This window comes from Serratia sp. AXJ-M, assembly GCF_046531865.1.
GTDB lineage: Bacteria > Pseudomonadota > Gammaproteobacteria > Enterobacterales > Enterobacteriaceae > Serratia > Serratia liquefaciens.
Window position 1 is genome coordinate 3,056,914 of the sequence record NZ_CP059394.1, and the last position, 25,236, is coordinate 3,082,149.

Below are 25,236 nucleotides of genomic sequence, written 5' to 3' on the forward strand. Positions count from 1 at the left end.
CGGAATTCTCCTGAGGGCTTTTTAATATTTTTTACCCTATGGATTTCAAGTCGCAGCCAGGTGGCCAGTTCGCTCATCTCCAGGCGCTTACTCAAGTAAGTAACTGGAGTGAGCTAACGCAGGTAACAACGCTGCGGCTTGAAATACGGCGGGTAATGACGTTGCTCAATCTGCCGCCAGCCTACTGAGGCCAGAAGTTGGGCAAATTGATTGCGATCAAGAGAACGGGGGGAGAATAACGGCGGCAACGGCAAGCCTACCCCTAAAGTATCAGTGCGTGAAATTGATTTAATTAATTGAAAATAAGATAGAAATTATGAGATGGAACTTCTATGACGGGATGTGCTGAGCGGGGCGAGGTATTTGGGGGTAGAAACGGGCTGATGCCCGCTTCAGACTGCTGACAAACCAGCGAAAGGGCTAAACCGGTAGGGGCCGAACATGTTCGACCCGATTTAACCCATTGATGATGCTATTGGGCGCAGCATGCAGCGCCCCTACCATTAAACTTTGTCAACGGTCTCAAACGGGCTGATTCCCGCTTCCGATTCGGTGAAGTGATTAAAAAAGCGCATTAGCCTAAATCCATCTCATGCCCTATCCACTCGCCGCTGTCGCGGTTGATAAATTGCAGATACTGCTCATATTCCTGTTCGCCATAGAACAGGTTCAGCAGCGGCGTTTTATAGAACGACTGCCACATCTGCCCCAGCATGATCGGGCGACGCGGAACGTAAATGTTCTCTATCAGGTTATAACCGGTGGCCATCAGCATAAAGCACAGGAAGAAGTAGTTGAATCTGCCGCGGATGAACGATCCCCGATGAGCCACGTAATAAAACAGCAAGAACACCGAGGCCACGCTGGCATAGCGGCTGGCCGCCTGCAGCGAGCTGGAACACAGGAACACAAACACCACCAGCCATGCCGCGTAGTTTTTGATGTCCCCCGCCTGATTGCGCATCGGGTGAGCGAGCATAAACACGCCGAGAAACAGCGCCGGGAATAACACAATCAGGAAGTTAATCATGCCGTTGGCGTTGCCGGATGTCAGGTAGTCGCTGGCGTACATGCCGGAGGTATAGACGTCGGAGTAACTGTTGATGCCGGAGATCGTAATATGGGAAACGATAAACGGCAGCGCAAACTTGGCGGTCAGAAAGGCGATGGCGCTGAACACCACCGTCAGCAGGCGGTTCAGGCGCATCACCCGGCTGCACAGAAACACCCCCACCAGCAGCATGCTGGAAAAATGGGTCAACATGGCGAACAGCATCAGGCCCGCGGCAAGCGGACGGTTAAGCTTATGGCAAAACAGCACCATCGCCAGGGTCATCACCGCCATCGAGAAGCCAAAGCGCAGCCCCATGGCAATGATAAACGGGTTAATCAAAAACAGCACCGCCAGATGCAGCAGCACAAACTGCCGCGCCGTGAACGCCTTGCCGGAATGCAGCATGACGATATTCAGCGCGCTGAGATAGCAGTAAACCGACAGCGCGACGTACAGCCCCGGAATAATGAAAAAGGGGATCCCCAGCGTTTTGAAAATATAGAAATTGGCGTACAGCACCACGTCCACCTTGCCCTGAATGACATCACTCAGGCGGGTCGCCGAATTGATGGCATCGTAGTTGGCAAAGTGGCGGTAAAGGTCTGCCAGCGGCGGAATTTTGATGAAGAAAAAGAAAAAACACAGCGCAATCAGCACATAAGCCGCCGAGTTTTTCTTTCCTGCCCTCAGCGTACCTATGCTGTGCAACAAGGCGAAAAGCGGTACCGTCAGCAACAGTACGCTGCCGATCAGCGTCGAACGTTCAAAGCGCATAATCATCCTCTGAAAGGGGGAATCTCTTAAGGGTAACGGAGTACGCGAAACGCATCTCAGAACGGCACGCCGCGGAAAAACACATTGCGGATGATATTTTTCATATACACCCCCGCCATCAAGCCGCTATTAACGTAAACAATGCCCTTCAACCCATAGAAAACGCCTGCCAGGCGACTCTTGCCGTCGGTAATGATGCGCGAAGTAATGCAGGTATGGCGCAGACGCATGATCTTGCGTGCCCGGGGTGATACCTGCGGCATCAGCCGCTGCTCAAACTGCATTTTGTTGCGGTAGCCAATAATGCCCTTCGGACTGGAGGTGATGCGTTCGCCGTCATGGTCGTTGTGCACCGCCAGTCGTTCGTGCAGCGTACCGATCTTTGCTCCGGCCGCCAGCAGCCGGTAGAGGAAGATATGATCCTGGTAGCGAGGAGTGTTGAAAAAACCTCGTACCGCAATCGCCGTGCTACGGCGCATCATGATCATCGGCGTGTAGGCTACGCCGGCCAGCATAAAGTCCTCCAGCCCTTCGCAACGCGCGCGGTAGTAATGCTCGGCGCTGATCTGCCCGTTTTTCAGAATATCCATATCGCACAGGCTGACGTCGTAATCGCCCTGCTGCATAAACGCCAGTTGACGGGCGATTTTCTGTGGGTGGTAGTAATCGTCATCGTCCAGAAAGCTGATGTACTGGCCGCTCGAACGCAGGATCCCGCTGTTACGTGCCAGCGCGCCGCCGCCATTGCGCCTGCGCGGGTAATAGATAATCTCACCCCGCTCAATGTAGTCGGCCAGGCGCTCGCGGGTCGCCAGGCGATGGGCGTCGCCCTGCGGGTTGTCATCCACCACGATGATTTCCAACGGGCGATGGGTTTGTGCCAATACGCTATCGATGGCGCGTGCCAGCAGTTCGCTGCGGCCATAGGTGGGTATGATGACGCTGACGGTGATACTCATAGTTTTATTCTGCCTGTTGGGGGCGAGAGGGCTCGCCCCAATTGACATGGGTGCAGCATGCTGCTGCTTTGACGAAAACGGGAAAGAGGCGAATGCTGTGCCGCTAGCCGCGCAGGTTGTACAGCCGGGCCATCAGGTAGTAGGCCAGTGGGCTACGGTAAAACAGCCGGTTTTTACGGCTCAGCATTTTACGCTCCTCGCCGCGCAGGCCGGAATAACGGCGCTTCAGCTCGCGGGTTTCGCGCAACGCATCACGCGGCCCGAAAAAGTCCAACCCCACCAGCAAGCGCGCTTTCAGGGTGGTGACGTAGAGAATCGAGTAAAGCCCATGACCCAGCCCCTGCCGTCGCCCGCTGTCAGCGCCGTCGAGTGCGTAATCCAGATCGTCCAGATCGCGTCGCTTGGGCGCGCGCGTAATGCCATTCGGGTTGGCGCGGTATCCCACCAACGGCGTATCGCAGACCACGATGCGATCGGCCTTCAGGTAAAGCTGCGGGATCAGCTGAATATCTTCAAAATTGCGCCCCGCCGGGAAGCGAGCCTCATCGAACAGCGTTTTGCGATAAATCCTCGCCCAGGCGTACCACATGCTGCGGTTAAAGCTGTCTGCCAGCAGCGCCATATGCTCATCACGCTGCTGCGGAGCCGCATTACCGGGCACGATAGCCATGGTTCCGTCCGGTTGGATTTTGCCGTTATTGAAGGTCGAAAAGCGCTGGGCGTTGAAGGCCACAATGTCGGCCAACGGATTATCCGCCAACAAACGCCCCAAAATGCTGAAGTAGCCCTCCAGCAGTACGTCGTCGGAGTCCAGGAAGCCAATGTAGTTCCCCTCGGCATGGTCAATGCCGTTGTTGCGCGCCTGGCTTAACCCCTGATTTTCCTGGCGCAAAATGTTGACCCGCCGTTTGTGCTGCGGGTAGCGACACAGCATCTCTTCGGCAATGCCGATGGCCCCGTCCGGGCTACCGTCATCCACGATGATCACTTCCGCCCAGTCAGGCAGCTGTTGCAGCACCGAATCAAGGCACGCCTCGATATAAGCCTCAACCTTGTACACAGGAATAATCAGGCTCAGGGTAATATTCATGACCGGTTATCCTTTATCTTCTGTTTGACGTTGCACCCATACCGCACGGCTGCCCATCGAAGGCAATTCCGCCTCAATCTGCCGTTGCCCCTGAGCCTGCCAACCGGCAGGCAGATCAAAACGTGCCGACATTTGACGGTAATAAGGGTTGGCTATCAGTACCAGGCCGCGATCGCCGCGAATAAACAGCCGGGCCGGGATGGCGGTATTGTTGCCTTGCAACAACCGGCTTTCACCGGAAAGCAGGTAAGGCTCAAAGCTGACAATCTGCTGTGCTACGCCGGCGACGCCGCGCCAGATAGCGTCAAACTCCTGCTGGCTGAAGCCGCCACGCTGGCGCTTGTAGAACAAGTCGGTATAGGAATAAAACAGGATGCCTCTGGCCCCGCCGATCAGCCCTAACCAGGCCTGATTGCGGATCTCCGCCTCGGTAGGCTGACGCGGTTTGCGGCCGGGGGCGTAAGCGGCATGATCCATAATTTGCATCACCAACCAGGCTCCTTTTGCCTGGCGCGCCACCTGGCTGGTAATACGGCTGTACTCCAGCGTCCGCGTCAGATCGGCGTCTCTGCCGACCGGATAAGGGTCGCTGGCCAACACGTCCGAACTGTTGAAATAGGCATTGAGCGTCCCGGTCTTGTCCAACACCTGGAACGTCAGGTGATCCGGATCCAACTGCTTGACCTGCAGGTGCTTTTGCTCAATCTGCGGCACATATTCCGGGCCCAGTTCGTCGTTGATGTACCAGGCGAGCAGGTTTGGTTGATGCTTGAACTTCTCCACATAGCTGGCCGTCAGCTGCGGATAGCTCATTTTGGTTTCCGGCGCAAAGCGGGTGCCGGCGTACATATCCTTGAGCGAAAAAATCACCTGCAAACCATACTGCTGGGTTTTGCGGAAATAGTTATAGGGGTCGCGGCCGGTGCCGTAGTTGTAATTGAGCAAGGTATTGAAACCGGCATCGCGGATGCGCGCCAGATGTACGTCCGTCGCCATCTCGCCGTACATGTAGATGCCGAGCGGGAAGAAGCGCTTGCCTTGCTTCAACACATAACCCTGAGCATCCAGCGCTACCTTGGGCTGCGGGCGACCGACGCTGATCGGCATTTCGCTGCGCTGACTGCGTTGCGTGGCCACGTCCGTCACCTGCTGCTGCAAACGATACTCGCCGGCAGCCAAATCGGCCGGCAGCGGAAATTCCACCTTTTGCTGCCCGCTGATGGCATAACGGCGGCTGTCACGTTTCACCGCGGTGTTTTTGTCATCGACCAGGGTACTGTCCACCTGCACCTGCTGCGGATCCACCACTTCAATCAGGCTGGAGGCCGCGCCGTTACCGCTGCGCATCTGGTACAGCTCCGGCGCAACGGGTTGCAGGCAGGCGTAAACATCGTCAAACCAGGCATTGCCGGTGGTGCCCTGACGCAGATAAACGCCCAGCACCACTTTCACCGCCCGTGGTGGCACCCGAAAATCGCCGGTCACCGGCTGCCAGCCGCTGGTGCCCAGCAGCCCCTGCGGATAGCTGCCCGCTAAAAAACGTCCCTGGTCGTCATAGCTTTCGACAAACACGCCGGCACCCTGATTTTCGCCCTTGCCCCTGAGGTTTTCACCGCGTACCCAGGCACCAAAAGCCAGCTGTTGACCCGGTTTGACCGACAGGGTTTGCAGCATGTTGTGGTAGTTGGCCGGGTTGTGATTTTGATAAAACAGGCTGCTCTGACCGCCGTGGCCACCCGCGACCACCTGCGCCGAGGCCAGCGACCACCCGGCCCCCCCCTGCTCGAAGCCGGGATCCTTGAGCAGGTTGCTGTCGCAGCCGGCCGCATTGGCCAGCCCCGCCCAGCCGGCGCTCGCCAGCAGGCAGGCCGAGGTTAGTTTGCTGAAATTCATTGTCTTTTCATCACCGCGCTGTACAGATAGGAGAAGAACAGATAACAGGACTTCTGATAGGAAAGCCCCAGATGGCGGCGATATATCTGCCACTGCCAGTCGGCCGCGCGGAATTTATTGCCGGACAGCGACTGCGCCGACAGGCGATAAAAGGCCAGGGGTTCGGGGATGCAGTAAGCCATGTGGTTCCGCGCCTTCTCCAGTACCGACAGCCACATCACGTAGTCCTCATGGCCCACTTTGCTCTGGTACACCTTGCCGACCTGTCGCTGGTTGTACATACCGGTCAGATTGCCGATCCAGTTGCTTTTCAACATGTCTTTATAGGCGATGATTTCGCCGGCGCCGCGGTAGTTTTTCACCCGCGTCGGGTCATCTTCGAAGGTGTAATAATGGGAGCACACCACGTCGTAGCGGTTGGTCTTGAGAATACCGACCTGACGCGCCAGCTTGTTCGGGTGCCAGACGTCATCGCTGTCGCAAAACGCAATATAATCGCCGCGTGCGGCTTCAATCGCGATGTTGCGGGTCTCGGCCACGCCCTGATTGGTGTCGTTGCGGATGTAAGTCAGACGATCGTGGATGAACGGTTTCACCACCTCGGCGGTATGGTCCGTAGAAGCATCGTCGATCACATACAGGTGATAATCCTGGTAAGTCTGGTTCAGCACCCCGAGGATCGACTCTTTGATAAAGCCCGCGGCGTTGTAAGCCGGCATGATAACTGAAACTTTTTCCATCTTAACCTCCAGCGATAAGCTGTTGCCATTGGGGATAAATACGCTCGGGAATGTACTGCTGCGCCCGCGCCAACGAGTGCAGAGAGAAGCGCTGACGCAACTCGCCGTCGCCTATCAGCGCCAGCGTTCGTTGGCTGAAGGCCTCGATGTCACCCTCTGGAACCAGATAACCGTTTTTACCGTCATCAATCAGTTCCGCCGGGCCGGTCTGGCAGTCAAAGGCCACCAGGGGCAGACCAAAACTCATCGCTTCAATCAGCACCATCGGCAAGCCTTCGTAACGCGAGGTCATCAATAGCATCGCGGCCTGACGGTAGTGGCCGGCGATGTCCGCCGTCGCCGGCAACAGCTTCACCTGATCACCCAGACCGGCGGCGTCAATCTGCTGTTGCAGTGCCCCCCGGTCCGGGCCGTCGCCGACGATATGCAGTTGCCAACCCAGCGCTTGCGGCGCTATCTGCTGCCAGGCGGCGATCAGGCGGTCAAACCCTTTCTGTCGGCATAACCGCCCCACCGCCAGCGCCACCGGCTGTTGCTGAGCCGGTTGCGGCGGTTGCACCGGGAAGGGTGAAACGTTCTCAATCACCCGACATTTGCGGCCGGGCACCCAACGGCTGATGGTGGCCAAATCTTTCTTCGTCAGCAGTACCGTGCGGTCACCGAGTCGGTAGACCAGCACCTTTAGCCACTTCATCGGCCAGGCATACTGGTGAAAACTGACGTGTTCACTCAGCAACAGCCGGCTGTGCGGGCACAGCAACCGCAGGTACGGCACCATGATCGACGACAGTTTGCCCATCGAAACGGTGATAATTACGTCATAGTGGCCACGCCGTAAAAACCATGCCAATCGCCAGGGCCACAACAGCGTTCTGCCAGGCATAAAGCGTAAACTCACTGACTCCTCCAGCGGGTAAAATGCCCGGTCGCCGCTGATCGACACCAGATCCACCTGATGCCCCAAACGCGTCGTCAGCGCATTGGCCAGGCTGCTGGCCACCCGCTCGGTACCGCCTTTTTCGGCGATGTTCTCAATCACAATCGCTACTTTTCGTTGCTGCATGTCATCTCCGAAATCCCTCGCGGGCGGTACGCAACAGTCGCCCGCCCAGTGGAAACAGCCCCAGTCTGGCCAGACAGTCGCCGTACAGTTTGATCGCCCTGAATTTGCTGCTCAGGGCATCGCGCTCGGTGCGCGCTGAGTAATAGGTGAAGGCCTGCAGGTTTTCGCTGTACAGCGAGGCCAGCAGGTGTTTGCAGGCAAAACCGCTGATATAGCGGCCGCTGGCATGAAGGTAAGCATCGATAAACTGCTCGCTGGCATCGATATTCATCCGGCAACGATCGGTATCGGCATCGCCGCAGCGGATAAACACGCCGCGCCCCTCGTCGAAGGCCACCCTGGCCCCCAGATTGGTGGCGTTGACCAAAAATCCCCAGTCTTGATACTTGTAGAGAAACTCCGGAAATAAAAAACGCCGGTCTTCCTTTTTGCGCAGGCTGATGGTTGAGGTGCGAATATCACCCATATCAAGAAATAAAAAATCCGCTCCCGCCACACCCTCTTTATAATCGAAACGATAACTGCGAATATTCTTATCACTAACCGTGACGTAGTTGCCGAAGATAATGTCTATTCGGGGGTCCTGATGACGTTTCAGGCGGCGGATAATATAGTTGGTATTAAACGAATCCTCCGGCTCCAGAAAAAAAACCACGTCCGAGCGCGCTAAACGAAACCCGGTATTGCACGAGGCCGCCGTATTACGCCGCACTTTACTTTCGTGCAGCCGCGCCCGACGATTGGCGACCAACAGGCTGCGCATATTATCCAACTCTTGTTTGTCCGACGCATTATCAACCACGATAATTTCGTAGTCGAAACCGGAGCAGGCATTAGTCATCCTGACTAATGTGGTGGCCAAACTGGCTGAGTTATTAAAAACGGGAATGACAATCGATAAGTCCATTTATTACCTCAACAATATATTATCATTTGGCAAAACAATGCTAATGCCAACGGAATAGCTTGTTATCCCAGAATATCCTTGTCCGGTTACTTCCCCCCGTCCTGACGCGGTAAATACGCGCAGCCTACCGGTTACTCAACTACTCCTGGAAATAACCTCCCCACTCTTGTTCAATAATTTCCGGTGTGAATCGTTGCAGGCCGGCTCCGGGAGTAAATGTTAACTCGCCAAAATAGATCCGTTCCTGCACCTGATAAAAATCCACCCTTACGTAAGAGAACTGTTCTGCCACCTGGCGTGCCAGCTGCAGCATCTGATCCAGGCGACAGGGTTTCTCCATCGGCACTTCGCTGTTGGGCACCCCCATGCGGATTTCGGTGCGATTCCATTGGGCATCGAAAAAATCACGGCGGTGGTCGATAAAGCGCTGGTAATCAATCTGGATGAAAAAACGCACTTCCCCGTTGCGATTAAAACAGTGGATCTTGATGTCATTCGGGGTTTTGCCGTCTTCCAGCAACATTTTTTCCACCATGATGCACGGCGAAATATCCTTATAATGACGCTCGCGATAGACCTGATAAAAATTCTGTCGCAGCCAGCTGTTGGTCAGCACCCTCAATTCATTAAAGCTGGTCTGGCTTTTATCAAACACCAGCTTGTTATAACCGCTGCCGTGATTCGCCTTAATCACAAAGGCGTCAGGCAATGACTGGTACATTTCCTCAGTTAATTTCTCACCCTGAGCATAAAGTTCAATCAGGTATTCTTTCCCCCACAGCTTTTCAATATATTCCCTGACCAGATACTTATCGGACAGCTGAGTATACATCGCCAGAGGATAGACTTTCCTGCGCATCAGTTTCTCGCTATACCCCATCGGTTTAGCCAGATGCGGTAGCTTGCGAAAAAACAAAGCGTATTTTAGCTGATGATATAATGCGTCGGGTATATTACGGTAAAAACCCTTCACCAGATTATTTAGCATAAAGTTCTCGCACCTTCCCTATTAGTTGCGGCAAACAGCGGTAGCAGGTGACCTGCAGCCGGGTAATTTGTCCTTTTCTAAAAAAGCCATTAAGTACAAAAAATGAAATAAATTCGGTAATCAACGTTGATATCGCCGCGCCCAAAATGCCATAACGCGGGATCAATACCAGATTCATCAGCACGTTGACCAAAGCGGCCAAAGGCATTTTTATCGCGATAAACCGATAACCGCCAAACAACACGATCGCCCGGTAAGAAACAGTGCCCATCACTGAGAACAGTGAAGTCACCGAGCACAGCGCCAGAATGGTGGCGGTTTCACGGTAACTGTCGCCAAACATCAGCTTCACTATCGGGCCAGGGAACAGCGACAGCAGTAATATCACCGGCATAGAAAGCAGCAGAACCACCAGATACAGCAGTCGGATCCGCCCTTCCTGCTCGCTTACGGAACCGGCGTTGGCCACCCCCGGCATCATCGAGGTAATCAGCGCAATGGGCACAAAGACCCACCCCTGGCTCAGGGTGATGGCGGCGCTATACAGCCCAACGCTGTGTTCCCCGAGGTAGTTACCGATCATGATCTGATCGATACGCGTATAGATGACAATCGATAGTCCGGACACGGCCAGCGGCAGCCCCACCTTCAGCAGATAGCGGCCATAGCGCCGTTGATGACGCAGGCTGATGGGCCGCATGCCCCCTTTCTCGCGGCGAAACAGCAGCCAACGTACTCCGTAGGGGATCAGGCTGCTCAGCACATAGGGCACCGCAAACCATTCCAGCGGCAGTTTGGCATGCACCAGCGCCAGCCGCACAACAATCGACAACAGCAGCGCCACATTGTTGATCAGCGTGTTCAGCTTCGATTTCAACAGGGCGTCGTAATAGATTTTATAAACGTCCTGCACCGAGAAATACGCGCTGGCCAGCATCAGTGCCATCATGATCTGGCTGGTGCGATCCTGCGTTAACATTGCCCAGGCCATCAGCGGCACCGCGATCAGCGCAAAGAGTTGCCGCCGCAGACGCATCGAGGCCAGCATCAACCGAATGCCACTTTGCCGTTGGCGGGCGACGCGGTTGAACAACACCGCGTCGGCCCCCAATTGCACCAGCGGAACCGCAATGGCAATCACCGACAACAAGTAGTTAATCAGCCCGTACTGCGCCGGCCCCAGATAGCGCGCGACGTAAACCGAAACGAAAATCCCCGACAGGCTCAGCGATACTCGCTCCAACATTAACCACAGGGAGTTCATCAGCATCGCTTTCATAGGGTTACTGGACCTTTTCCTGATGGCTCGGGTAAGCAAAGGCATAGTAACCGGCGTCGGTAGCGGTTTTCTTCACCATGCCGTTGAGGATCACCCCTTTAATGGTGACGCCATTTTGTTCGAACCGGCGGATGCTGGTCTCAATCTGCCTGACGGTGTTGACCTCGAAACGCACCACCATCAGTGCCGTACCGGCGTGATGCCCAACAATCGCCGCGTCGGTCACCGCCAACACCGGTGGCGTGTCGATCAGCACCAGATCGTAGTTCTGGCCCGCCCAGCGCAAGAAATCGGCAAAGCGCTGGTGCATCAGCAGTTCGGACGGATTGGGCGGTACCTGGCCACGCGGCACGAAATCCAGATTGGCAATGTCGGTCTTCTTCACCGCCATTTCTGGCGCAATCAGCCCGGACAGCATATCTGACAAACCAGCCTTGGCGCTGTTGTTCAACCAACGGTGCAAAAAGCCTTTGCGCATGTCGGCGTCGATCAGCAACACCCGCTGCCCTGCCTGAGCGATCACCACTGCCAGGTTGGTGCTGGTAAAACTCTTCCCGCTGGCCGGGCTGGCGCCGGATACCATCAGAATATTGTTCTTGGCCTCCATCATGGCGAAATGCAGGCTGGTGCGCAGGCTGCGGATAGCCTCAACGGATAAATCTTCCGGTTCTTCCTGCGCCAGGATCGGCAGTTTGCCGCTGCTGTGTTTGGTCAACAGCTGCTGCTGAACTCGATTGCGCTTTTGCTGCCAGGGCGAAAGCGGCACCGTGGCATACACGCTGATACCACGCTTTTCCAGCGTATCGGTATCGCTGATGCCACGATGAAGCGCGGCACGCAACACCACCACCGACGCCGACAGCACACCGCCCATCAGCAGAGCGAAGAACACGATCATCGCTTTTTGTGGCTGTACCGGCCGCAGACCGGTTTCGGCCTCATCGATGATGCGGATGTTGCCCACGGTACCGGCCTTGCTGATGCTCAGCTCCTGCTGCTTGTTCATCAACTGCATGTAGACCTGCTGATCCACCTGCACGTCGCGGGTGAGGCGCAAAATTTCCTGCTGGGTTTTCGGCAAGGTTTGCACCTGTTTGCCAAGCCGCGCCTTTTCAGCCTCCAGCGTGGCGCGCTTTTCCAACAGAGCACGGTAGGCCGGGTGTACCCGGGTATAGAGCTTGGAAATTTCCGCCTCTTTGAAGGTCAACTCATTGAGCTGCCCTTCAAGTTGCACCTGGGTGTCCAGCACCGACTTGGCCTCCAGCGACAGGTCTACCGAGTCGTTCTGCTGGCGGAATTGATTAAGCTGATTCTCGGCGTTATTGAGCGAAGTCTGGGTCCGTGGCAACTGCTCATGCAGGAAGGCCAGCATGCGCTGAGCTTCTTCCGTTTTGCGATCCACATTCTGCTGCAGGTAGTTATCGGTGATGCTCTTGAGCACCGCTTCCGCACGCTGCGGATCCTCCCCCGCCAGGCTGAAGGTCATGATGCCACTTTCCTTGCCGCCAGGCGCGACATCGAGAATATTGCGCAGATCGTCCACCGCTTTTTGGCGCGGTACGTTAACCACGGTGAAGGTGGTGCCCGGCTGCGCTTCAAGCTCGCTCACGTTGACCGACCAACCGCCCTGCTGCAGCGTTTGCCCCACAACGCCACTGAACAAGGTTTTGCCGTCATGACTCAGGCTGTAATGCTGCGGATCATCGACGGTCAGGGTCAGTTCCTGGCCCTGCATCACCGCCGGCACCTTCATGGAAGAAATACGCAGTACCGGCGTCACTTCGCCACTCAGGCGAGCGATGCCCTTGCCGAACAGCGGGAAATAGTCCGGGCTGATGCGCACCGTCAGGCCGAGGTCGTCGACGGTTTTGCCAATTACGTAACGTGATTTCGCCAGCGAGACCTCGTCCTGGGTCGCCGAGTTCTGACCGACTCCGCCGATCGAACTGTCCAGCGTTTCGCGCAGCAGCGAGTCGCCCGAAAGTTGTTTTTCCACCTGCACCAAAGCCGTGGCCTGATAGATTGGCGTTGCCATCAGAGCATAGGCACAGCCCAGGATCCCGGCTACGCCGGTCACCAGCAGAATGCGCCAGCGGTTGTCCCACAGCGGGCCAATCAGGCGCTCCCACTCCAATTTGTCGTCCTGCTCGGCCATCACAATCGGCAATGCATTGTTCTTCATCATCGGTCTTCCTTTAGTCACCGTTACGGGGTTACCAGTTACGTACCCGCAACGTGGCCTCACTGAGGTCGTTGAAGCTGGAAATGGTCGGTACCAGCTGGCTAATCAAGCGGTTCCAGCGTGCGATCGGTGCCGCGGTGACGTACACCACGTCATAAGGCTCCAACTGGAATTCGGTGCCCATCGCCAGTGCGGCGGCATCAGACAGGTCGAACTGGTACAGCGACGCCAGCCGTTTTGGCTGCTTGCCGCCGTTTGGACGGATCACGAACACCCCGGTGGCATCGGCCACCGTCTGGCTGATCCCTTCGGAACTGCCCAGGGCCTCGGTCAGGGTCATGCCGCTGCGGTCCATTTTCAGCGTCGACTGCTTGCCAACCTCGCCCATCACAAACACTTTCAGTTCATCGTTACGCGGCACATAGAGGATGTCGCCGGGCGTCAATAAATGGTTCTGGCTGATGTCACCGCGCTGCATCAATGCCTGCAGCGAAATCGGCTGTTCTTTGCCCTGGTGCGTCAGCACCACGTTGCGCCAGTCGGCGTTATCGGTCAGCCCGCCGGCGGCGTTGATGGCATCCAGAATGGTCAGCGGCACGTTGGTCACGGCCTGCTGCCCAGAAGTTTTCACCTCACCGGTGACATACACCTTTTGCGAGCGGAAGGCGGCGATGCTGACGTCCACCTGCGGGCTTTCCACATAGGTCGCCAGGCGGCTGGCAATCTGGTTGCGCACTTCGGTAACGGTTTTGCCCACCACCTGCACCTTACCAATGTACGGATAGAAGATGGCGCCATCGGCATGCACCCAGTTACCGGTATCACTGGCGCTGCGGTATTGCCCTGCCGGGGTGGTCAGCTCCGGGTGATCCCAGACGGTAACGTTGAGCACGTCGCCAACGCCAATGCGGTACTGATAGCTTTGCAACCGCTGATCCAACGCCAGGTTGGGTCGCGCTACCGGTTCTATGCGACGCATTTTTTCCAGCAGCATCGGCGTGACGCGATATACCTGAACCTGTTTATTCAGATCGAAATCTTCGTCCTGTTGAGTCACTTTTTCTTTGCCCTGGGTCGGCAGGTGTGAACCCGGAAAGGCGGTGCAACCACTGAGCAGCACGCTGGACAGCACCAGTGGCATCAAATGAGGCAAATGAAGGTTCATAACGGTACCGTGAAAAACGGGCCGCCGTTGCGGCCCGTGGGAGGATTAACGATCGGCGGTAGGGTTATCGGTAAAAACTCTGCCCTGACGAGGTTCGTGCAGCAGGGCAAAATAACCGAAGAAGCAAAATACAAAGGCCAGCAGCATCAGGTGATCGGGCAGTTGCAGCACCTCGCTGCAGATGCCGACGCAGGCCAGCGTCACCGCCAGCATGCAGCTCATACTCAGCGCCTGACGCGCATTGAGGCCACGACGCATCAGAATATGATGCAAATGATCGCGCCCAGCCTTGAAAGGACTCTGTCGACGCAGCAAACGACGCGTCATCACCGTTACCATGTCCATCAGCGGAATGGCAATCAGCCACAGTGCGGTCACCGGTCGCATCACGGCGTCTTCGCCCTGGGTGGCGGCTATCAGCAGCCACAGCACGCTAAACCCAATGACCATGCTGCCGGCATCCCCCATGAAAATCTTGTTGCGCGCACCGAACAGACTGAGGTTGAACAACAGGTAGGCCGCCAGGGCCGCAATCAGGCTCAGACACCACAACGCCTGCTCTTCATGCCCGGCCAGGCCGAACAGGATGGCCAGCGCCATAAACGTGACGCAGGACAGCGCGCCCAGTTGGCCGTCGATGCCGTCAACCATGTTATAGGCGTTGATCGCCCCCCACACCGCCAGCGGCGTGATCAACAAGGCCGCGTAACCCAGCTGCAGTTCTTGATGACCCCACAGGTAACCAAAGGAGGTGAGTTGCATCCCTGCCGCCAGCATCATCGCCAGCGCAATCCCTCCCTGCACGATGACGCGTGGCGTCACCGGCAGATCAAAGCGGTCATCCAGAACGCCCAGCAACACCAGCGCCGTAATGCTCAGCAAGAAGGTGGTACTGTGCGGCAACCATTCGGGCTGCCAAAAGGTCACCAGCGTCATAATGAGGTAAATGACGATCCCGCCGACCAGCGGAACATGCCCCTGATGACGCTTGCGCGCATTGGGTTTATCCACTAACCCCACCGCCAACGCAGCGCGGCGGGCAATAACCACCAGCACCAGCGCCAAAATAAATATCACGCTCAGTTGATATAACATTGTTCCTCCAGCGAATAAGCACGCTACCGCCCTTGAGTTACAGCTCCCAATGCGCTATTAACAAAAATAAAATTGACAGTCCCAGGATATAAGTCAGCATGAGCCAATCCCGTTTAATACAGATTTATCTGCTTGTCAGAGATGAAAAATAAATAACCCTAACCTGTAATAAAGTTATCTCTAGGAAAACTCATGCTTAATTGTTTTTTCGATTGCCGAATCAAGTTCGACTGGCGCCACGAAATCACATTGAACATTGCTTTTAAATTGTGTTCTGGCACAGAATTTCTGCACCCGCACGCGGCTAATAGGAAATTTTCGGTGACTTATTTTACTCACCACATCTAATGCCGTTGCCCCGCAGATCCCAAATAGATAAGGAATGCGAATAGTCTTATTATTTCTGCCTAATGAAGAAGAAATAACGTCTACCAGCTGATTCATGGTGAAGTCGGGTTTATCAACATAATTGCTGACCTGATAAGTGGCCTGTTGATCCAGTGCATACTCAAGTCTGGCGGCAATATTCTCAACGTAGGCCATGGACTTCATATTATTGCCGCTGCCGATCATCACAAAGCGACCGCTGGCAATTTGGCGGAACAGGTTATAAACGTTGCCGCGATTGTTTTCACCAAACACTACCGTCGGGCGAATGATGGTTAATTTGTTACTGCCATCGGCTTTACGCCAGGCTTCGTAGACATACTCCGCTTCCAATTTGGATTTGCCGTAATGGTTAAAGGGCTCGAAAACCCCTTCTTCGCCGGTTTCCCGTGTCACGAAGCCATAGACCGCCACGGAGGAGGTAAAGATAATCTGTTGGATATTCAGCGCCGATGCCGTCATGCAGACATTGCGCGCCCCATCAACGTTAACCTGGTAATACAGTGAGATAGGATCGACATTATCCTGATGCTCAGCGGCAAGGTTGATCACGGCGTCACACCCGGCCAACGGCTCCTGCAATGTCTGGGGCTGGGTTACATCGCCAAACTGATAAAGTTCGGGAAAATGCTCACTCCGCTTTTTATCCACGATGGTCAACACCAGGTCGTCACGCGCACTCAGACGCTTAACCAAACGCGTTCCGATAAAGCCGGAACCCCCGATGATCGCTACTTTACGCTTATCCATAATTTGTCACTCAGCCCGGTTTATCCATTATTCCCCACCACACCATTGAGGCAGGACGCTAATTCGCGTTAGAACATGGAAACCAGACTGGACAAAACGGACCCGGCTTTCAAATAACAAATAATGAAATAAAAATATGTGCCAAATGTAAAATTATCGACAAAGGTGAAATATCATCGCGTGCTAATTTTTAACATCATAAGCGACCTGATATTCCATGGTTTTATTCGGCAGTATGAGATTAATCTTACCCGTCCCTTGCGCATCTGAAGTTTCGTATTTCACCGGCTGTTTCAACCTTCCTTGCTTAGGGTCGACGCACTCGATGGTTGCCTGCTCCAGACTTTCGCCCTGATACAGACAAAGCAGGGTTTGCGGGCTGTTGGTACGGGAGTTATTCAGCGTCAACGTCAGCACTACGCGGGTATTGTTTTGAATATCATTGATAATCGGCGGGCGGGTTTGATTCCCCAGCACGTAGGAGAAATGTGAAATAATGAGCAACGACACGAATACTGACAGGTATTTCACAACTCTGACGGCAGGCACAGAGAAAAAACCCGCCGAAGCCGGTATCTTTTTTCTGATTGACGTATTTTTAAGCGTTACTGGTACGACAGGAGGATCAACGGGAGCCATGTTTTCATCATTAAGCTCTATTTCTTCAGCAAGAGTTTCATCCGGCTTATCGTTACTTTCAGAAAGTTCCGCTTGAATATCTTTATTATCATCAGTGTCGCCGCCCCATATTTCATCGTCGGCATATTCTTCCTCTTCAGAAATAAAGTGAAAAACGGCCTTGTTTTCCACCTTATAACCTAAGCGAGGAATGGTTCTGATAAGCGTATGCTCGGCATCACCGATCTTTTGACGAATTGATTTAATTGTTTGATTTATCGTTGAATCCGAACAATAAGTTCCTTTCCAAATGTTTTCTATAATTTCCGTACGGCTAACCAGTTCTGGGGATCTGGCGACAAGAAGTGAAAGTATCTGATACTCCTTCCAACGTAGGCGGAATTTTTCCCTGGACGGTGTCAGAACATCTAGATTCCTAATCTTTATTCTTTTATCAAGATTCACTTTTAATTTCCTTAGCGTGCCTGTCCTGCACACTTTGTATAGAAATATGAAAAAATGTTCAAGAAATTAAATGTAAACTCAACAGGTTGCATTCATGGGATATTTATTTTTATAAAAAATTACTGATTTCATTTTTTACAACACCGCTCAAAAGGAGGCTATGTTTCTTTGAATGACTTTATTTCCCTGTTGGAAACATGGTTTCTCATCATGATTTCCGGCAATAAAACTCAACCATCTTATTGTTTTAAAACAAAAAATATAAAAATGTTAAACAAATGTTAGTTAAATGAAATTATGAAATTTCATCCTGACATCAAACAATATCATCTGTTTTTCCACCTAATCTGATTGTCAGATAGCCTACAAAAAGCCTGCTAAAACAGAATGAGAGTTATCTGATTTAGCCTCTCTCCGAATGCTTGGTTAAAATATAGCATCAAATACAAAGGCGTATTGTTAACTTGATGAAATGAATCTCTGCCAGCCTGAAGAAACAGAATTTCATTGCCGTACAAGGCAGCATTCACGGTGCGTTATTTTCGTAAGGAATTCGACGTAAAAATGAAAAAATAATGTCGGAATAACATTTTTCGCAAAGACAGGAAAAAAATCAAAGTGGGAGAGATACATCTATAAACAAAGGAAAAAGCAGTGCGTGATAATAAGAATATTACCTAAAACTACGAGGATTTCACTGGGGAAGTAAAAAGCTTCACTTAAAGCGAGGGATAAAAAGCGCCTCCCCTGACGAGCAGGCGCAGAAGTTGTCAGTAGCTGGCTATCTTTTACGGCCATAAACGAACCAGGTCACCAACACGCACACCACATAAAACACCAGGAAGATTTTCATCGCGCCCGCCGGCGAACCGGTCAGCGCCAATGAGGTACCGAAGGCCTGTGGAATAAAGAAGCCACCGGCGGCGCCAATCGCTGAGATGAAGCCCAATGCCGCGGCAGAGTCGGTGACGGCCTCGCGCTGAGCACTTTCGTCACTGCCCCCGGCCGCCTTAACCCGATCGACGGTGATTTTGCGAAAGATAACCGCAATCATCTGGAAGGTAGAACCGCTGCCCAACCCGGCGGTGAGGAACAACAGCATAAAGACGCTGTAAAACGCGATAAACGATCCTGCGTGCCCTGCCCCCGGCAAAGTGAGGAACAACATGGCGGCGAACACCGCCATCAGCACAAAGTTAATCAGCGTGACGCGGATACCGCCAAAGCGGTCAGATAACGCGCCGCCTACCGGCCGGGCCAGCGCCCCCAGGAATGGCCCAAAGAAGGCATAGTGCAGAATGACCACGTCCGGGAACTGGGTTTTAGACAGCATGGCGAAACCGGCGGAAAAGCCGATGAAGGAACCAAAGGTGGCGAGGTACAGCAGGCTCAGTACCCACAGGTGACCCCGTTTGAGTACCGGCAGTTGCTGACGCAACGACGCTTTAGAGGCCGCCAGATCGTTCATGCCGAACCAGGCTGCCAGCGTGCCGACCAACAAGAACGGTACCCAAATCCAGGCCGCATTCTCCAACCACAGTGAACTGCCGTCCGGCTGCTGCTGTGCCGTCCCGCCAAACGCGCCAAAGACAGCGACGGATATGACCAGTGGGGCCACCAACTGCATCACACTCACGCCCAGGTTGCCTAACCCTCCGTTCAGGCCTAGAGCACCGCCTTGTTTAGCCTTGGGAAAGAAGAAACTGATATTGGCCATGCTGGAAGCAAAGTTGGCACCGGCAAAACCACACAGCAATGAGATAATGACAAACACGCCATATGGGGTAGTGGCATCCTGTACCGCGAAGCCCAGCCACAGGCAGGGTACCAGCAGGAAGCAGGTACTGATGGCCGTCCAGCGACGCCCGCCGAACATCGGGATCACAAATGAATAAGGCACACGCAGGATGGCACCCGAAACGGAAGGTAACGCGGTAAGCAGGAACAGCTGATCGGTAGTGAAATTGAAACCTACCTTGTTCAAATTGACCGCCACCGCGCTAAACAGCATCCAGACGCAGAAGGCCAATAGCAGGCAAGGAATGGAAATCCACAGGTTGCGGTTAGCGATACGTTGGCCACGTTGCTGCCAAAATGCGGCATCCTCAGGCTGCCAGTCCTGAATAACCGCGCCTGTTTTTTTTGATTTTGATAATGACGTTGCTGATTGCGACATAAAAACCTCAGACACAGGGTGATAACTTCGCTCACCCTAGGCGGCGCCCCCTACGGCAAAGTTGATGTAAATCAACCCGGATGCAGGTAGCCAGTTGCCGGAAAATGCTCGCCATCCCTTTATGAGTAAGCCGCTAACGCCGCTAAAAGCAAAACAAATCAAGCGATTGAAAATCACCCCATACCGCTGCCACGACGCCATATTGCCGAGCGGAAACTAATGGGTACTTCGTTAGAGGTATGGGGTTATGCCTGGGTATGATGAAAAATAACGCGGAATCGTTACCACCTTCGCTGGCACCACCCGCTTTCGCCCTCTGGTTTCCAGCCGTTGTTTTGCTATGCGCCGGGGATCCAAAGCCTATGAAACGCCTGTTAGCTCCACTTTCCATCGTTAACCAGGTGGCCATTTTGATGTTGCTGCTCGGCATACTGGGCGTGGCTGGCATGAGCATTTCCGCCTGGATGTCACAAAGCATTCAGGGCAACGCCCACGCCATCAACAAAGCCGGTTCACTGCGGATGCAGAGCTATCGCCTGCTGGCCCAGGTGCCGCTGGATGCGCGCAGCGAATCCCTGATACGCGAGCTGGACCAGGATGCCAACAGCCCCGACCTGCAACGCCCGCTGGAACAAGAAGGCTTAACCGAACAGTTTCAGGCGCTGCACGACTACTGGCGACTGACGCTGCTGCCGCAATTGCACCAGGCCCGCCAACCCGCCGACGCTGCGCCGCAGGTAGCACATTTCGTCACCCTGCTGGACGCGCTGGTCTCGGACATCGACCGTCATACCGAACGTCGGTTGTTGACGGTGACGCTGGTGCAGGCGGTGTTTATTGCCCTGACGCTGCTGCTGTTGGTAGGTACCATTTGTTACCTGCGCCGGCGCCTGCTGCATCCCTGGCGGCAATTGGTGGCGATGGCGCTGTCGGTGGGCCGCGGCGATTTCAGCCGCCGCTTCACCCAACGTGGCCACCAGGATGAAATGGCCTCACTGGGTGGCGCGTTAAACACCATGTCCGACGAACTGGCCACCATGTACAGCGGGCTGGAGCAACGGGTGGCGGAGAAAACTGCCGATCTGCAGCAAAAAAATCAGGTATTGAGCTTTTTGTACCGCGCCAGCCGGCAACTGCACGCCAATGAACCGCTGTGCAGCCGCCTGACGCCAATACTCAATCAATTGCAAACCCTGACGCCATTGCGCGCCATTCAGGTGCGGCTGTATGAAAACAACAGCCAGGAGCAGTTTGTGCAGTTGAGCGGCAACCAGCCTCTGCGACCGGAGTACTGCAATAATCCGGTGTGCAGCGCCTGCCTGAACGACGACGAGCAACAGCATGCCAGCCACCCATCGCTGAGCTGGAGCCTGAGCGACAAGCTGGGAGATTATGGGGTGATTGTCGCGCAACATCCGCCACAGCGCCCGCTGAATGACGACCATAAACAGTTGATGAACACCCTGGTGGAGCAGTTGACCAGCGTGCTGGCGATTGAACGCCAGGTTGATCACCAGCAGCAACTGATGCTGATGGAAGAGCGTGCGGCGATAGCGCGTGAACTGCATGACTCTATCGCCCAGTCGCTGTCGTGCCTGAAGATGCAACTCAGTTGCCTGCAAATGCAGGGCGCGGAACTTTCCCCCGCCAACCTGGGGCTGGTGCAACAGATGCGAGAGGAACTTAACATTGCCTATCGCCAACTGCGCGAGCTGCTGACCACCTTCCGCCTGAGGTTGACAGAACCGGGGCTGCTGGCGGCGCTGCAATCAACGGTGCAGGAGTTCAGCCAACGGCTGGGCATTCCCATCAGCCTCGACTATCAGTTGACGCCGCGCACCGTGCCCACTTATCAGGCTATCCACCTGCTACAGATTGCCCGTGAAGCGCTCAGCAATATCCATAAACACGCCCAGGCCAGCCAGGTGAGCATTCAGGTGATCAATCAACGGGGCGAAGTCACCCTGAGCGTCTGCGATAACGGCTGCGGCCTGCCTCAAGATACTCTTCGCCCCGATCACTATGGCCTGATCATCATGCGCGATCGCGCCAAAAGCCTGCACGGCCGCTGCGAAATTTTGCCCCGCAACGGCGGCGGCACCGAAGTCCGGGTGGTATTCAAGCCGGACAACCACGCCATCGACTAATGGGAGAAACCATGACGACCGAAACTGCCGCCACCATTTTATTGATTGACGATCACCCGATGCTGCGCAACGGCGTAAAACAGCTTATCGGCATGGACCCGCGCCTGCAGGTGATTGCCGAAGCCGGCAACGGTGAACAAGGTGTTTCGCTGGCCGAGGAGCACGATCCTGACCTGATCCTGCTCGATCTGAATATGCCTGGCATCAACGGGCTGGAAACGTTGGATCGCCTGCGCATGACCGCGCTTTCTGGCCGCATTGTGGTGTTTAGCGTGTCGAATCACGAAGATGACGTGGTCAGCGCGCTAAAACGCGGCGCAGACGGCTACCTGCTAAAAGACATGGAGCCAGAGGAACTTTTGAAGGCGCTGCACCAGGCTGCAGCAGGCCAGATGGTATTGAGCGAGGCCTTAACCCCCATTCTGGCCGCCAGCCTGCGTGAAAACCGCCCGAGCGCCGAACGGGATATTCAGCAACTGACACCGCGCGAGCGCGATATTCTCAAACTGATTGCCCAGGGTCTGCCGAACAAGATGATCGCACGCAGGCTGACCATCACCGAAAGTACTGTCAAGGTGCACGTCAAACACCTGTTGAAAAAAATGAAGCTGAAATCGCGCGTTGAGGCCGCCGTGTGGGTACTGCAGGGCAAAAACGGCTAGTCAGCGCCGTTCAACGGCCCGGTCTCTGCCGGAATGGTGGGCGTTTGCAGCGTTTTTGGCGGCGGCAAACCCTCGCCCTCCCCGGAAGAGGCGGTCAGCGGCGGCGTCACCTGCAGTTGGATCCAGTTGGACGTCACCAATTGCTGCTTGTCGTCTTCCAACGTGACCGATAAACGGTAGCGGTTTTCCGCCCCCGGCGTGTCATCCCACTGCGGCACAATCAGGCTCCAGCCGTGTGGATCGTTGCTGTTTTGCGACGACGTCAGGCTAAGTGCCTGGGTATCCCCCTGCCAACTGACGCGGGTGATTTTATTGGTGGTTTTAATCTCCAGCTTCAACGGCAGCGTTTCCCCCGGTTGCAGGCTCCAGGGCGGCGTGGCCAGGAAGACCTGCAGCGTTTTACGCTGGCGGAATTCCATTACCGGGACATTTTTCCGTTCGATATTGTCATAGCGGCTGCCGCGCAGCGATTTGGCCTGGGCCACATACTCCGGGGATATCTGCTTTACCAGCGGCACACCAAGGCGATAGCTCAGCGCCAGTTCGACCTGATCCTGGCTCACCCCGCCTTCCCCCATCTTGTGCAGTGCTTTCACCGTCACCAGCGGCACCGGCGTGTAATTCACCCCCAGTTGCATGGCGCGCGGGTCGTTTTGTTTTTTACCACTGCCAAACAGGTTGACGTTCTCCCCCCAGTACTGCTCGTAGCTGAGAGAGCCGCCGATCTGGCGGTAAAACGGCAGGTAGCCCTGGGTGGTGATGTCGTAACCGCTTGCCGGACGACTGAGAAATTCGGCGTTATCCTTCTGTTGCGCCAGTGCCGATAACGGATAGTAATAATTGGCGGAAAAACGCAGGAAGTCACCCCAGGCTTCGGCCCCCAGGCTGGCGCGGTTTTGATTGCGCTTGAAGTCGCTGTCGAGCACCGTGTTATACCCCAGCAGCCAATCACCGGCGACCCAACGCTGCCCAAGGCCAAAGTTACCCAATGAACCTTGGCTTTGCTGCAGCAGACCGAGCTGGCTGTAGGTCAGCAAGCCGTTAACGTCATACAGAGGGCTGAACAGCTGGCCGCTGCTGCCGGAAAAATCCCCCTGGTCGGACATTACCAGCGACAGTTTGGCGGTGCCCAGCGGTGACAGCAGCTCTTGTGCCTGTTGTTGCAGCACCTCACTGGCTTGCCCTACCGCGTAACTCTCGGCGCGGGTTCGCACCTGCTGGCCGGAGACATTATTCAGGTTACGCTCACCCAGCTGTTTGGCCATGGTGGCCCACTCTTTCTCTCGCTCTGCGTCATTCGAGGCGTTGCCCCCCAGCTCGGGCAAGTTGTCGTTTGCGTTCGCTTGATGGCTAACCGAGGGCGGCGCAGGGGGAGATTCGGCACCGGCGGGCAAGCTGCCCAACAGCCACGCCAAACCCACCGCCGGTAAACGGGCAGGGAGTGAGAGGAAATCAACGGCTTTTTTCAATCTGTTACGCGCTTTAAGAATAACGTCAGTCATTACACCACCGCCGTTCCCTCATCCCGAGAGTGGGCGGAAAAACCTTTTTTGCTGCGGCCACTCCAGGCAGCAGAACAACGACCTTTGCACAGCGAACAACCGGGGTATTGCCCCTGTCGGGTACCGGGGCGCCAAAGTGCATCATGAACCCCAAATTCTAATCGGTTTCTGATGATAAACCATCAGATAAACCTCAGTTTATTATGTGACAACGTCACAATTGCGGTTGATATTGCCTTGCAAAGCGTGGTCATTCCCGAACGCGCCGAACACTCTCCGTCGGTCAGGATAAATTCACTAAATTTCATCGCAGATTTTGCCTGATTAATCGGCATTCATCTTTTCATAAAACGCAGTAATACGTTGATTATGCGCGGAAACTCTCATTTTCAATGTATTTTACCTGGCTATAAACAATGCTTTGCGAACGCCTGCGCAAAGCGCGTCATTACCTGGCACCTGCTCTGCTGTAAAACCCATTTTGCCGCTATTTTGAACGTTAATTTCAGTTCAGCAAGGATGCTTATGTTTAACGAACCGCAGGGGGACCTCTGGTTTCGCGGCCTGTTTATTATGGCCATGTTACTGTCGGCGGTCCTCGCCAGATGGCTTATGCATTCCGTGCCTCAGGACGTGGGGCAACGCCTGCCGCCGCTAAAAACCCGCACTCTGATGTTGATAGCCGCCTGCGCCGGACTGGCGGCATTGCCTTTTAGCCTATCGCCGCTACAGCGAATCAGCTTGCTGCCGGTGGCGACCCTGCTGCTCGCGCTGGCGCTTATCGACTGGCGGCACAGGCTGTTACCGGATCGCCTGACGCAACCGCTGTTATGGGCCGGACTGCTGGCCAATCAGCAAGGCTGCTTTACCTCGCTCGACGAAGCAGTGATCGGGGCCGTCGCCGGCTATCTGTCGCTATGGTGGCTTAACGCCCTTTATCGCCTTCGGCGGAAAACGGAGGGTATCGGCCAGGGCGACTTTAAATTGCTGGGGGCCCTGGGGGCCTGGAGTGGCTGGTCTGCCCTGCCGATGTTGGTGACCGGCGCAGCCACGGCAGGCTTATGCGTTGCGATTGTGGCCCAGTTACGCCGCAGCACCGGCAGAGATGCCCCGCTGCCGTTCGGCCTTTATCTGGCGCTTTCCGGCTGGTTTACCCTGCTTTCGATGGCCGACATGGATATCACGCCCTTCATCAAGGGAAATTCTCTCATTTCAGCTTATTTCACCCCCATGGCGGATTAATGCCGTGGTTGGCGCTGTTATAGCCGACTGTTGGCCAGGCTGTTATAGCGAGCCTGTCTCTGCACCACTATGCTTTATTTAACCAAACACAGGAGGCT

General features: G+C 54.9%; 19 protein-coding genes. 3 read left to right on the forward strand and 16 right to left on the reverse strand.

Annotated elements, in window-relative coordinates; all coding sequences use genetic code 11:
- Positions 1–574 precede the first annotated feature (574 nt).
- The 15 genes from H0S68_RS14350 to H0S68_RS14420 form a co-directional block, all read right to left on the reverse strand.
- The gene (locus tag H0S68_RS14350) at positions 575–1,828 is read right to left on the reverse strand and encodes a hypothetical protein (RefSeq protein ID WP_048760199.1); all 1,254 of its coding nucleotides are present in this window, start codon (positions 1,826–1,828) and stop codon (positions 575–577) included.
- Between the two features lie 56 nt (positions 1,829–1,884).
- Positions 1,885–2,787, reverse strand: coding sequence for a glycosyltransferase family 2 protein (locus tag H0S68_RS14355; RefSeq protein WP_048760201.1), 903 nt, complete (start codon positions 2,785–2,787; stop codon positions 1,885–1,887).
- Between the two features lie 103 nt (positions 2,788–2,890).
- Positions 2,891–3,877: a glycosyltransferase family 2 protein gene (locus H0S68_RS14360; protein WP_410528787.1), complete on the reverse strand. Its 987-nt coding sequence runs from the start codon at positions 3,875–3,877 to the stop codon at positions 2,891–2,893.
- A 6-nt stretch (positions 3,878–3,883) separates the two neighbouring features.
- Complete coding sequence (locus tag H0S68_RS14365) at positions 3,884–5,770, reverse strand: carbohydrate-binding protein CenC (protein ID WP_187961569.1); 1,887 nt, start codon at positions 5,768–5,770, stop codon at positions 3,884–3,886.
- Positions 5,767–6,510, reverse strand: coding sequence for a glycosyltransferase family 2 protein (locus tag H0S68_RS14370; protein ID WP_044551994.1), 744 nt, complete (start codon positions 6,508–6,510; stop codon positions 5,767–5,769). The genes H0S68_RS14365 and H0S68_RS14370 overlap by 4 nt, the downstream gene beginning before the upstream one ends.
- Position 6,511: 1 nt before the next feature.
- The gene (locus tag H0S68_RS14375) at positions 6,512–7,573 is read right to left on the reverse strand and encodes a glycosyltransferase family 4 protein (protein WP_410528788.1); all 1,062 of its coding nucleotides are present in this window, start codon (positions 7,571–7,573) and stop codon (positions 6,512–6,514) included.
- Position 7,574: 1 nt separating this feature from the next.
- Positions 7,575–8,480 (reverse strand): glycosyltransferase family 2 protein, encoded by a 906-nt coding sequence (locus H0S68_RS14380; protein WP_122079671.1) that lies wholly within the window; start codon positions 8,478–8,480, stop codon positions 7,575–7,577.
- Between the two features lie 139 nt (positions 8,481–8,619).
- The gene (locus H0S68_RS14385; RefSeq protein ID WP_122079672.1) at positions 8,620–9,468 is read right to left on the reverse strand and encodes an ATP-grasp fold amidoligase family protein; all 849 of its coding nucleotides are present in this window, start codon (positions 9,466–9,468) and stop codon (positions 8,620–8,622) included.
- A complete protein-coding gene (locus tag H0S68_RS14390) occupies positions 9,458–10,747 on the reverse strand; it encodes a flippase (protein ID WP_122079673.1) in 1,290 nt (429 codons plus the stop codon). The genes H0S68_RS14385 and H0S68_RS14390 overlap by 11 nt, the downstream gene beginning before the upstream one ends.
- A gap of 4 nt (positions 10,748–10,751) precedes the next feature.
- Entirely contained in the window at positions 10,752–12,932 is a 2,181-nt protein-coding gene (locus H0S68_RS14395; protein WP_142815060.1) for a polysaccharide biosynthesis tyrosine autokinase, read from the reverse strand.
- Positions 12,933–12,960: 28 nt separating this feature from the next.
- Positions 12,961–14,094, reverse strand: a complete 1,134-nt coding sequence (locus H0S68_RS14400) for a polysaccharide export protein (protein ID WP_128864751.1) — start codon at positions 14,092–14,094, stop codon at positions 12,961–12,963.
- Positions 14,095–14,139: 45 nt separating this feature from the next.
- Positions 14,140–15,189 (reverse strand): UDP-N-acetylglucosamine--undecaprenyl-phosphate N-acetylglucosaminephosphotransferase, encoded by a 1,050-nt coding sequence (gene wecA, locus H0S68_RS14405; RefSeq protein WP_122079676.1) that lies wholly within the window; start codon positions 15,187–15,189, stop codon positions 14,140–14,142.
- A gap of 180 nt (positions 15,190–15,369) precedes the next feature.
- Positions 15,370–16,326 (reverse strand): NAD-dependent epimerase/dehydratase family protein, encoded by a 957-nt coding sequence (locus H0S68_RS14410; RefSeq protein WP_122079677.1) that lies wholly within the window; start codon positions 16,324–16,326, stop codon positions 15,370–15,372.
- Between the two features lie 183 nt (positions 16,327–16,509).
- Entirely contained in the window at positions 16,510–17,409 is a 900-nt protein-coding gene (locus H0S68_RS14415; protein ID WP_142815058.1) for a transcriptional regulator, read from the reverse strand.
- A gap of 781 nt (positions 17,410–18,190) precedes the next feature.
- Complete coding sequence (locus H0S68_RS14420; protein ID WP_122079679.1) at positions 18,191–19,585, reverse strand: NarK family nitrate/nitrite MFS transporter; 1,395 nt, start codon at positions 19,583–19,585, stop codon at positions 18,191–18,193.
- A 362-nt stretch (positions 19,586–19,947) separates the two neighbouring features.
- Here H0S68_RS14420 and narX point away from each other — a divergent pair, with 362 nt between their 5' ends.
- Positions 19,948–21,732, forward strand: coding sequence for a nitrate/nitrite two-component system sensor histidine kinase NarX (gene narX / locus H0S68_RS14425; protein WP_410528789.1), 1,785 nt, complete (start codon positions 19,948–19,950; stop codon positions 21,730–21,732).
- An 11-nt stretch (positions 21,733–21,743) separates the two neighbouring features.
- The gene (narL, locus tag H0S68_RS14430; RefSeq protein ID WP_020827456.1) at positions 21,744–22,394 is read left to right on the forward strand and encodes a two-component system response regulator NarL; all 651 of its coding nucleotides are present in this window, start codon (positions 21,744–21,746) and stop codon (positions 22,392–22,394) included.
- Here narL and H0S68_RS14435 read toward each other — a convergent pair.
- The gene (locus tag H0S68_RS14435; RefSeq protein ID WP_128864754.1) at positions 22,391–23,896 is read right to left on the reverse strand and encodes a YchO/YchP family invasin; all 1,506 of its coding nucleotides are present in this window, start codon (positions 23,894–23,896) and stop codon (positions 22,391–22,393) included. The two genes, narL and H0S68_RS14435, sit on opposite strands and share 4 nt — an antisense overlap.
- A 612-nt stretch (positions 23,897–24,508) precedes the next feature.
- On the opposite strand from H0S68_RS14435, the gene H0S68_RS14440 reads away from it, so the two are divergent.
- Complete coding sequence (locus tag H0S68_RS14440) at positions 24,509–25,138, forward strand: prepilin peptidase (protein WP_262214895.1); 630 nt, start codon at positions 24,509–24,511, stop codon at positions 25,136–25,138.
- Positions 25,139–25,236 lie beyond the last annotated feature (98 nt).